At 71.2% G+C, this 8,062-nt stretch carries 9 protein-coding genes and 1 tRNA gene; 6 read left to right on the top strand and 4 right to left on the bottom strand.

Annotated elements, in window-relative coordinates:
- Position 1 precedes the first annotated feature (1 nt).
- Positions 2–68, top strand: a tRNA-Ala gene (locus tag ABZ260_RS41390).
- Between the two features lie 436 nt (positions 69–504).
- On the opposite strand, the gene ABZ260_RS41385 is transcribed toward ABZ260_RS41390, so the two are convergent.
- Positions 505–1,845, bottom strand: a complete 1,341-nt coding sequence (locus tag ABZ260_RS41385; RefSeq protein ID WP_355628669.1) for an ATP-binding protein — start codon at positions 1,843–1,845, stop codon at positions 505–507.
- Positions 1,842–2,519: a response regulator transcription factor gene (locus ABZ260_RS41380; protein ID WP_350928867.1), complete on the bottom strand. Its 678-nt coding sequence runs from the start codon at positions 2,517–2,519 to the stop codon at positions 1,842–1,844. The genes ABZ260_RS41385 and ABZ260_RS41380 overlap by 4 nt, the downstream gene beginning before the upstream one ends.
- 50 nt (positions 2,520–2,569) lie before the next feature.
- On the opposite strand from ABZ260_RS41380, the gene ABZ260_RS41375 reads away from it, so the two are divergent.
- On the top strand, positions 2,570–3,220 hold the full coding sequence (locus tag ABZ260_RS41375; protein ID WP_355628666.1) for a hypothetical protein: 651 nt from the start codon (positions 2,570–2,572) through the stop codon (positions 3,218–3,220).
- On the opposite strand, the gene ABZ260_RS41370 is transcribed toward ABZ260_RS41375, so the two are convergent.
- The gene (locus ABZ260_RS41370; protein ID WP_355628664.1) at positions 3,217–3,714 is read right to left on the bottom strand and encodes a DUF523 domain-containing protein; all 498 of its coding nucleotides are present in this window, start codon (positions 3,712–3,714) and stop codon (positions 3,217–3,219) included. The genes ABZ260_RS41375 and ABZ260_RS41370 overlap by 4 nt on opposite strands.
- A gap of 86 nt (positions 3,715–3,800) precedes the next feature.
- Here ABZ260_RS41370 and ABZ260_RS41365 point away from each other — a divergent pair, with 86 nt between their 5' ends.
- The 4 genes from ABZ260_RS41365 to ABZ260_RS41350 all read left to right on the top strand — a co-directional run bounded on the left by ABZ260_RS41365 (position 3,801) and on the right by ABZ260_RS41350 (position 6,794).
- Positions 3,801–4,163 carry a hypothetical protein gene (locus ABZ260_RS41365; protein WP_350928873.1) on the top strand — a complete coding sequence of 121 codons (363 nt, stop codon included), beginning with the start codon at positions 3,801–3,803 and terminating at the stop codon, positions 4,161–4,163.
- Positions 4,160–4,540, top strand: a complete 381-nt coding sequence (locus ABZ260_RS41360) for a hypothetical protein (protein ID WP_355628661.1) — start codon at positions 4,160–4,162, stop codon at positions 4,538–4,540. The genes ABZ260_RS41365 and ABZ260_RS41360 overlap by 4 nt, the downstream gene beginning before the upstream one ends.
- Before the next feature lie 66 nt (positions 4,541–4,606).
- The gene (locus tag ABZ260_RS41355) at positions 4,607–5,254 is read left to right on the top strand and encodes an SRPBCC family protein (RefSeq protein ID WP_355628658.1); all 648 of its coding nucleotides are present in this window, start codon (positions 4,607–4,609) and stop codon (positions 5,252–5,254) included.
- Positions 5,255–5,564: 310 nt separating this feature from the next.
- Positions 5,565–6,794 (top strand): MFS transporter, encoded by a 1,230-nt coding sequence (locus tag ABZ260_RS41350; RefSeq protein ID WP_355562644.1) that lies wholly within the window; start codon positions 5,565–5,567, stop codon positions 6,792–6,794.
- Between the two features lie 62 nt (positions 6,795–6,856).
- Here the strand turns inward: ABZ260_RS41350 and ABZ260_RS41345 are convergent, their stop codons facing one another.
- A complete protein-coding gene (locus ABZ260_RS41345) occupies positions 6,857–8,020 on the bottom strand; it encodes an FAD-dependent oxidoreductase (RefSeq protein WP_355628672.1) in 1,164 nt (387 codons plus the stop codon).
- Between the last annotated feature and the right edge of the window lie 42 nt (positions 8,021–8,062).

Genomic DNA, 8,062 nt, shown 5'->3' with positions numbered 1-8,062 from the left:
TATGGCGCAGCTGGTAGCGCGCCTCCATGGCATGGAGGAGGTCTGGGGTTCGAATCCCCATAGCTCCACAGTTGAACCGCCTCTGACCTGCGCTTTTGTGCAGGGCAGAGGCGGCTTCCGTTTCTGGCCGCGGATCCCGGCGCGTCTTGCCGGGCCGGCCGCGCGCCCTCCGTCTGAACGTGAGGCCGGCCCGGTGAGACGCGCGGGGGATCACGGACGTGGGTGGCGTACGCGATCCCTTCCGCGCTCCTTCATGATCGAGCAGCCGGATTGGCGAAACAGCATGCTTTAGCTGCTCTTAAGGCGTGCTTACGTGCGATCTAACCAATGTCTGACTTCTCCGCTCCCCTAGGGAAGCGGCTTCTCGCCTCCCTCGAACGAGGCGGGCGACGGCCAAGCCCTGCCCGTTTCCGGCACGGGACCCACAAAAGGGAAGAAACGCGCCTATCGCGCAAACCCCGATGGTCTCCCCGCCAAGCATGACGGTGACCTTCAGCGGGCTGTTCAACGCGGTGCGTTCCCGCGGGACCAGCGGCCGCGGACCAGGCGCCGGGTGATGCGCGAAGGCCGATCGTGCCGGTCGGTGCGGAACCAGAGCTGGACCCTGGCGCCGCCGAGGGAGGAGGCGTCGATCCGCAGCGTGCCGCCGGTGGACTCGGCGAGCCGGCGGGCGATGTCCAGGCCCAGCCCGGTGGATCCCGCGCCGCTGCTCCCGCGCCGCAGCGCCGCCTCCGGGTCGGGGATCCCGGGGCCGGCGTCGGCGATCAGCATGCCGACGGTGCCCGAGCCCTGGTGCAGGGTCACCGTGAACGCCGTGCCCTCGGGGGTGTGCCGGAAGATGTTGCCGAGCAGGGCGTCCAGCACGGCGCTGAGCTCTCCTGCCGCGACCGGAACCCGCGTGGGGGTCGAGGCGCCGATCAACTCCCAGGCGCGCTGCTGGTCCTCGGCCAGGGCGGACCAGAAGGTCAGCCGCTCGCGCAGTACCTCGGCGGCGTCACAGTGGACGAGCTCCGGCGCCAGGGAGGGTTGCCTGGCCGCCGCGATGATCTGGTCCACCTCCGCTTCCAGGCGGCCCAGCGCGCTCCTGCTCTGTTCGGCCTCGGGCCCCAGGTGGTCCAGGCTGAGCCGGAGCGCGGTGAGGGGTGTGCGCAGGCGGTGCGACAGGTCGGCGGCCATCTCCCGCTCGGCGGCCAGGAGCTGGACCACGCGGTCGGCCATGCTGTTGAACGCCTCACCGGCCGCGACCAGCTCGGGTGGGCCCTCCGGCTCGATGCGGACGCTGAGATCTCCGGCGCCCAGCGCGCTCGCGGCCCTGCCCAGGCGCCGGGCCGAACGCACCACCCGGACGCCCAGCCGGTCGCCGACCAGCAGGGAGCCGGCGACGAGCACCGTCGCCACCCCGCTCAGCACGGCCCACGACGCGGCGACGCCCCGGGTGAGGTCGTCCGAGGGGATGAAGATCTCAATGACCACGGTCCGCCCGCCCTCCAGGGCGACCGGGCGCAGCAGGAGGTAGCCGGTGTCCATCTCCGCGGTGATGGCCCTGGTCAGCCGGGAGGCGGCGGCCACGGTCTCGGCGGGGGCCCTGACGGTGCCGGCCGAGCCGCCGCCGGGCAGGTGGACCGCGATCCGGTCCTGCGCGCCCGTGCTGAGCAGCGCGTGGGTGAGCCGGGTCTCCTCGACGGTGATGGCCAGCACCGGGACCAGAGCCGATGCCTGCCGTTCAGCCTCGGCCATGGCCCGGCCGTAGGCGATCTCCCTGACGATGAGCCCGAGCGGGATCAGGAAGGCCAGGGCGACCATCGAGGTCCCGGCGACGGTGAGCAGGGCCAGGGTCCGTCTCACGACGGTGTGATCAACATGACCCCCACGCCGCGTACGGTGTGCAGGTAGCGGGGGGAGGACGCGCTCTCGCCGAGTTTGCGCCGCAGCCACGACAGGTGGACGTCGATCGTCTGGTCGTCGCCGTAGGACTGCTGCCACACCTCGGTGAGCAACTCCTTGCGGGAGACCACCCGGTCGGCGCGGGCGGCGAGGTAGGCGAGGAGGTCGAACTCGCGTCTGGTGAGAGTGAGAGGGACGCCGTCCAGGTGGGCCTCGCGCCGGTTCAGATCCACCGACAGCGCGCCGACGCACAGTAGCGGCGGTGGGGTCGCGCTCCGCGCCCGGCGCAACACGGCGTCCAGGCGGGCGTTCAGGTGGTCGCCGGAGAACGGCTTCACCAGATAGTCGTCGGCCCCCGCCTGGAGCAGACGGACGATCTCCGCTTCGTTGTCCCTGGCCGTGGCGATGATGACGGGGACACTGGATACGCTGCGGACCATCTTGAGAGCCTCCGCCCCGTCCAGGTCGGGTAGCCCGAGGTCGAGGACCACCGCGTCCGGGGGGTTCTGGGTGATCTCCCTCAGGGCGTCGAGGGCACGTCCCGCGCTGCGCACGACGTGCTGGCGCCTGCTGAGTTCCTGAATGATCGCGGACCGTACGTACTCGTCATCTTCGACCACCAGAACTGTCGCCATGTCGTGTAACGGTAGTGAATAGTGGGACATGTAACGTAATAATCCGTGACATGCGGCAAACGCTGGGGTTCATAGCGGTGTGGTGCGGAGCCACCGTCCTGGCGATCTCGGTCGCCTGGTTCGGCGTCCGCGACGTGCTCCGCAGCGAGGTCTTCGAGGACGCGAGCATCGAGCCCCTCAACGCCGCCATCGGCCGCACCGGAGACTCGCGGCTCCCGCTGGGGGCGCCGACGGGACCGCAGGTCATCGGCGTGCCGGCGGCCTCCTCGGAACCCGTCCGTACCCCGGCGCCCCGTCTCATCCCGCCCACGCGGGATACCACCGGATCGCAGCCGGCCCGTTCCCCGTCGAGGACGGCCACGCCGGTGCGCACGCGGGACGCCGGGCTCTCCCGGTCGGCGCCGTCCCCCTCGCCGTCCGGATCCGGCGCGCCGTCGCCCACCGCGCCCAAGCCGGCGGCCACCAGGACCAGGTCGATCTCGACCGAGAACCTGCGCGTGGTGAACGTCAAGGGCGGGTCGGTCTCGTTCGCCATCGAGAACGGTGTGTGCCGTCTGATCGCCGCGGCCCCCAACGCGGGCTACGAGGCCAAGGTCGCCTCGGCCACCGGGTGGATCCGGGTCGACCTGGTCAAGGGAGAACACGGCTCTGCGGTCTTCTGCATCGGCGGGGAGAGCCGTACAGACCTGTGGGAATACTAGGGGTCGCCGATCTCGCGCAGTCGTGCGGCGGCCTCGGTGATGCGATCCTCGCCGAAGACCGCGATGCCGTGCAGTTCGAGCAGGGCCGAGGTGACTCCGTGACCGGGGACGCGCCGACCGGCGAAGGTGCCGTCGTAGACGGTCAGGCTGCCGCAGGAGGGGCTGCCCTCCTTCAGGATCGCCACCTTCACGTCGAAGGACCTGGCGACGGCGAGCGCCGCCTGAGCACCGGCGAGGAAGGCGGCCGTGACGTCGGCCCCCCCGGCGGTCAGCACCCGGGCCGTCCCGGAGAGCACCGCCGCGCCTCCGGCGCCGCCCTCGATCTCCGCGGCGGGGCGCGGGACGGGCAGGCCGCCCTCGACCTCCGGGCAGAACGGAACGAGCCTCCCCTGGCGCCGCCACGCGGCCAGCAGCGCGTCGCCGCTCGTCTTGGCGGCCCCGTCGTAACGGACCTTCCGCCCCATCAGGCAGGCGCTGACCAGGATCCTTTCCACGGTCTCAGAATAGGCGCCGTGCAGGAGGGGGCGAGGGGGGCGGGCAGTACCCTACTGCTCATGCTTTTCGATCCCCTGCGGTCTCGATGATCGGCCCACTCGCGACCGGCCTGATCCTGTTCTCCCTGGCGGTCGGCCTGGTCAGCCTCCTGACCACCATGCGGAACAGAGCGATGGGCACCGTGCTCCTCGTCGCGCTCGGGGTGCTGGAGGTCGGGCTGCTGGTCCAGGCCGGGTTCGTGATCGCCGCGATGGTGCGGGGCGAGGGGCCGGCGAGCTCGGCCACGCTCATCGGCTACCTGGCGGGCAGCGTGGTGATCCCGCCGGTGGCGGCCTTCTGGGGGATCGGCGAGCGCTCACGTTGGGGGCCCGCGGTGGTCGCGGTGGCGGGCTTCGCGATTCCCGGCATGGTCGGGCGGCTGCTCCAGGTCTGGCAGGGGATGCCGTGAGCGAGCCGGCGATCGGCAGCGGACCCGGCCGCGCGCTGGTGGCGGTCTACGGGGTGTTCGCCCTGGCCGCGGGGGCCCGCGCCGCGGTGCAGATCGGGACGCGCCTGCAGGAGGCCCCGCTGGCCTACTGGCTGTCGGCGTTCGCCGCCGCCGTCTACATCGTGCTCACCGTCGCGCTGGCCAGGGGGAACCGGATCCTGGCACTGGTCGCCTGCGGGATCGAGCTGGCCGGGGTGCTCATCGTCGGCACGCTCAGCATGGTCTACCCAGAGGCGTTCCCGCGGGCCACAGTCTGGTCGGGTTATGGAAGCGGATATCTCTTCATCCCGTTTGTGCTGCCAGTCCTGGGGCTTTACTGGCTTCTGCGGCGCCGCTAGTTAGGTCCGGCCCGCACCGGGCAGGTCTGCCTCCCGAACCGACCGAACCACAAGGGAGGCACGGTCATGAGCTCGATTGAACAGTCAGCCGACGTCAACGTCCCGATCCGGACCGCGTACAACCAGTGGACCCAGTTCGAGAGCTTTCCCGAATTCATGGAAGGCGTGGAGTCGATCAAGCAACTCAGCGACACGCGTACCGCGTGGGTCGTCGAGATCGCGGGGGTCCGCCGGGAGTTCCAGGCGGAGATAACCGAGCAGCACCCCGACGAGCGGGTGGCCTGGAGATCGGTCGAGCGGCCGCACCAGGCCGGTGTGGTGACCTTCCACCACCTCGGTCCTGACACCACCCGGGTCACGCTCCAGATGGAGTACGACCCCGAGGGGTTCGTCGAGACCGTCGGCGACCGGCTGCAGATCGTCCGCCTGCGGGTCCGCGGTGACCTGGAGCGTTTCAAGACCTTCATCGAGTCGCGCGGCGGCGAGACCGGCGCCTGGCGCGGGGATGTGCCGGGACCGCACGAGCACGGCGCCCGGGTCGGCGGCACCGGCACGACAGGTGGCTACGGCTCTGACGAGCCCGCACCTCCGCGCACCGTGGGCCAGGGCTACCCGCCGGAGTCCGCGCTTCCGCCTCCCGGCGGTGAGCCGCTGCCGCCGGCCGGCCGCCGGCTCGGCGAGGAGCCGCCGCTCCCCCCGGGGCCACGCATCTGACGCTCGCGGGTCCGGGATGACCGCCTGATGTCCCCCGGATCGCAGGCTCGCCCGGTGCGGCCCCAGATGTCCGGTGCCCTGACCGTCCGGGTTCTTCGGCATCGGAGCCGGGGACACGCCGGTGCGCGAGAGAGCCGGGTCGCGCCCTGTAAAGGGATGCGTGACCCGGCTTTCACATTGTCAGCAGTTTTCGATCACCTCCGCCCCGACACGTCGGTCAGGAACAAACAGAGGTTTCAGTCCTGTTAAAGTTGTGGTCAGCCAATCATCCTACGATTGGATGAAACCACTGAGGAGGACTGAAACCAGCATGAGCGTGCTAACCCATCAGACCAGGGGCCGCACCGGTGGAACGACAGGATCTCTCGCCTGGTTGCTCGTGCTGGGAATCGTTCTCGCGGCGCTGAACCTGCGCACCGCCGTCACGAGCGTCGGGCCGGTTCTCGACCAGATAACCTCCGGCCTCGGCATGACCGCCCTCGGAGTCGGGCTGCTCACCACGCTCCCCGTGCTCATCTTCGCCTCGGTCGGCGCGCTGACCCCGGCGCTGGCCAGGAAGGTCGGCGAGCACCGCCTCCTGCTCTTCTCCCTCATCGTCCTGGGCGCCGGCCTGCTCATCCGCTCGATGGTGGACTCGGCCGAGGTGTTCCTCTACAGCAGTGCCCTGGCGCTGTCGGGCGGAGCGGTGGGCAACGTGCTCATCCCCAGCCTGATCAAGCGCCACTTCCCCGGCAGGGCCGGGACCATGACCACCGTCTACACCACGGCCCTCGCGGTGGGCACGATGCTCGCGGCCGCCGCGACCGTGCCCATCCAGCAGGCCACCGACGGCAACTGGCACGTTGCCCTCGGGGTGTGGGGGGCGCTCGCCGCCGTCGCCGCCATTCCGTGGCTTGCGCTCGCGCGCAGTGAGCCGGAGCGGCGCGGCGCGGGCGAGGGAACGAGTGCCCGTGCCCTGCTCCGCAGCAGGCTGGCCTGGGCGGTCGCCGCCTACTTCGGCACCCAGAGCATGGTCGCCTACATCATGTTCGGCTTCCTGCCGAAGATCCTCATCGATGGTGGCTACAGCAGCGGGCAGGCGGGTCTGGTGCTGGGCGTCTTCACCGCGATCGGTATCCCGGTCTCGCTCCTCGTGCCCTGGGTGGCGTCGAAGTTCTCCGACCAGCGGCCCGTGGTCGCCGCCTTCGTGGTCTTCTACGTCGCCGGCTTCCTCGGCCTCTGGCTCGCGCCCGTCGGCCTGGCGTGGCTCTTCGCGAGCCTGGTCGGCATCGGGATGGGGTCCTTCCCGCTCGCGCTCACCATGCTCGCCATGCGCACCCGCACCCCCGAGGCGACAGCCGCGCTGTCGGCCTTCGGGCAGAGCACCGGATATCTCATCGCGGGCGCCGGACCCCTGGTCATCGGCTTCACGCACGAGTCGACCGGCGGCTGGACGCTGCCGTTCCTGCTGCTGCTCGGGGTGGTCGCGGTGCAGTTCGTGGCCGGCTGGTACGCCGGGCGGCCGGGTTACCTGGAGGACGAGCGGGCTCTGGCGCGCTGACCCTCCCTCGCCGCGCGGCCTGTGCCCTCTCGGGGGCGGCACAGGCCGCGTCGGCGCAGTCGTCAGGCGATCGACGAGTGCGGCTCCCGGTGGCCCGCTCGCCGGATGGCCCGCAGGGCGGATTCCGCCGCGATCAGAGCGCTGTGCGAGGAGACCTCGCTGAGCAGGCCGGGGGCCGCCACCGAGTCACCGACCAGCCAGACGCCGTCCCCCCGGTCGATCGCGGGCCGGTCCCGCCAGGTGGTCCCCGGCAGGTCCAGGGCTCCGGTGCGGCCGTTGCAGGTGGCCTCCCGCCGCCAGGTCGTCCGCTCCCGCCAGCCGGGAAGCCCGAGATCTGCCACCCGCTCCGCCCTGGACACCGCCTCGGCCTTCGTCTCACCCGCTCTGACCGGCATCTGTAGCTGGCAGAGGGTCTGCCCGTTGGTGGCGAGCGAGGGGTCCGCCAGGCCGTACTGCTCCATGAAGCCGCCCTCGTCCAGGTCGGAGACGAGGAAGAGGTCGTCGCCGCTCACCCGGAGGCCGAGGTCGAGCAGGACGGCCTTCCCGCTCTCCCAGCGCAGCGACCCGTCGCCGAGCAGCGTCCTGGCGGCGTCCAGTGAGGTCGCCACGATCACGGGGGTGTCCTCGGGCAGGCGGTCCACCCGCGAGCCGGTCTCGATCCGCACGCCCAGACCGCGCGCGTGTACGGCCATCCGCTCGATCACCCGCCCCCAGCCGCCGACGATGTAGCGCGGTGCCGGATACCTCGGCGCGGTCGCCCGCAGCACTCGCTCCCAGACGAACGCCGCCGACAGACGTCCGGCGTCGGCGTCGTAGGTGATCACACCGACCAGTCCGGCGAGAGCCCGCATGGCCTCCTCACCGAAGTGCCGGGTGGCCCAGGTCCTGAACTCCTCGTCCACCGGGGCCCGCAGTCGCCGCTTGGTGCACGCCCTCAGCAGTGACCAGGGTGGTATGGCGGACAGCCGGTCGCCGTGCCGGAACCTGCCCTTCGCGAGCTTGCCGGGCGTGGGCTTGGTGTACGGCCCGACCAGCCCTCTTCTCGCCAGCCAGCGCCATGGCTCGCCGTCGGAGTAGAAAACGTGGGGACCGTCGTTGGCGATGTACGGGGCCGCGGTGCTGCGGGCCCGGCCGCCCGGCTCCCGGTGGGCCTCGTGGAGGGTGACCCGCGAACTCACCCCGAAGTGCGACTTCACCTCCCCGCGAATGCAGGAGCGGTTCCTCATCGGCGCCTCGCCCGAGGAGGTGTACGACTCGCTCGTCGACTC

This window comes from Streptosporangium sp. NPDC006013 (assembly GCF_040614275.1).
Lineage (GTDB): Bacteria > Actinomycetota > Actinomycetes > Streptosporangiales > Streptosporangiaceae > Streptosporangium.
This window is presented reverse-complemented; position numbering and strand designations above follow the sequence as displayed.